The organism is Kineococcus auxinigenes, from assembly GCF_050871525.1.
Taxonomy (GTDB): domain Bacteria; phylum Actinomycetota; class Actinomycetes; order Actinomycetales; family Kineococcaceae; genus Kineococcus.
Genome location: NZ_JBKBCT010000138.1, coordinates 1 through 1,760 on the forward strand (window position 1 = coordinate 1; position 1,760 = coordinate 1,760).

The 1,760-nt window shown below is 71.9% G+C and carries 2 protein-coding genes; one reads left to right on the forward strand and one right to left on the reverse strand.

Annotation, left to right across the window (positions count from 1 at the left end):
- Positions 1–70: 70 nt before the first annotated feature.
- Positions 71–1,018 (reverse strand): glycosyltransferase family 2 protein, encoded by a 948-nt coding sequence (locus tag ACRYR9_RS19635; protein ID WP_432499115.1) that lies wholly within the window; start codon positions 1,016–1,018, stop codon positions 71–73.
- Between the two features lie 382 nt (positions 1,019–1,400).
- On the opposite strand from ACRYR9_RS19635, the gene ACRYR9_RS19640 reads away from it, so the two are divergent.
- Positions 1,401–1,760: malectin domain-containing carbohydrate-binding protein (locus ACRYR9_RS19640; protein WP_432540220.1), on the forward strand; the 360-nt coding region annotated here is incomplete at its 3' end.

Sequence of the window (1,760 nt, forward strand, 5' to 3'; positions counted from 1 at the left end):
GACCCCCTCGCCACCGGCTAGGGGGTCGCGCTGCGTGGTGGCGCCACTGCACCGGGCAGCGACGCCCGGGTCAGCCGTTCGGGTAGCTGCGGGCTCCGTGCTGCGTCTCGATGCGCCGCAGCAGCTTGGCGATGTTCGTCTGCACCCCGTAGCGCCCGGTGCGCCCGGTGACCCCGACGGCTGCGGACAGCGCCGCCACGACCGGGCGCCGGACGGGCTCGGCCGTGGTGGCGGACAGGAGTGCACGCACGGGCCGCGCCAGGCCCGCCTCGAAGCGGGCCGGGTCGTACGGACCCAGCACGTCGGGGTGCAGCTCGTGGATGAGGCGCTGGTCCCAGCCCTGCCGCCTGGCCTGCTCCAGGAAGGCCTCCAGCGATCGCTCGTGGACGTGGTCGGCACGCAGGGTGCGGTCGAAGACGGCCTCGAGGCCCGCGCGCTGAGCCACCACCCCCAGGTGCTTGTCCTGGTGGTACCGCAGCCCCGGAGCCCCCAGGTGCGCCTGCAGGCCGAGGTAGTCCTCGCGCCGGAAGGAGACGTTGCCCATCCACAGGTTGGGCAGGACCGACGCCGGGTCGCGCTCCCACTTGCCGACCACACCGAGGTACTCCTGGGCGTAGAGCCGGGTCGTGAAGCTGCGCGGGCCGGGCCGCTCGGGCACGCGGGTCGGCATGAAACCCACGACCACGCGCCTCGGCGCCTCGGCGTGCCGCAGGGCGTGCCCGCGCACCAGGCCGGGGTGGAGGAGGACGTCGTCGTCGACGAAGAGGACGACGTCCGAGGTGGCCGTCTGGGCCGCGACCCACTGGGCGTTGGTCAGGCCCTTGTTCTCCAGGAAGAGGACCTGCACGCGGTCGTCCCCCGCCGTCGCCTCCCGCAGGAGCTCGAGCGAGCCGTCCCGCGAGCCGTTGACGACGAGGACGTACTCGGTGGCGTCCTGCTCGAGCAGGGCGGGCAGGATGCGCGGCAGCGCGTCGCGCCGGCCGTAGGTGCTCATCACCACGGCGGTGGTGGGCAGCACGGGCTCTCCTCGCCCCACCCCCGGCCGGTCCTCGGCCTCGGGGGCGGTGGGTCCTGCTTCCGACAACGGTCTTCTCCTCATCGTGAACGGCTGCCCCGAAGTTACAGGGCGACGGGGGTGCGGCGGGGGCTGCTGCGCACTCCCACCCCCTGATGGACCAGCGGGGCCGGACGATCGGATCGCCGCGTGATCGTCCGATCGTCACTGCCCGTCATGATCTCACCCGATCAGAGCAGCCGCGCGGGGATCGAGGATCCCCGGCGGGCGACGCTCCGTATTTTTCTCATGATTTCCAGGGAAGTGCTCTCCCCTCCCCTCAAGGCTCCACGCCGGGGACCGAGAACAAAGGTGTCGAAACACTTCCCGAAGAAATGAGATTCTGATGCGCTTCTCCCGCACGATCGCCACCGCCGTGGCCACCGCCGCCCTGGCCGGGTCCGCCGCCGTGTGCGTGCCCGCCTCCGCCGCCACGGCCTCGACCGTCGCCATCAACGCGGGAGGCAAGGCCCTGACCGCCTCGGGCACCGGCTACAGCGCCGACCAGTACGCCACCGGCGGGAACACCTCCACCCTGAGCACCGTCACCGGCACCAGCGACACCGCCCTGTACAAGGACGTGCGCTACGGCATGAGCGGCTACAGCATCCCGGTGGCCAACGGCACCTACGACGTCACGCTGAAGATGGTGGAGAACTACTGGAGCGCCGCCGGCAAGCGCGTCTTCGACGTCAGCGCCGAGGGC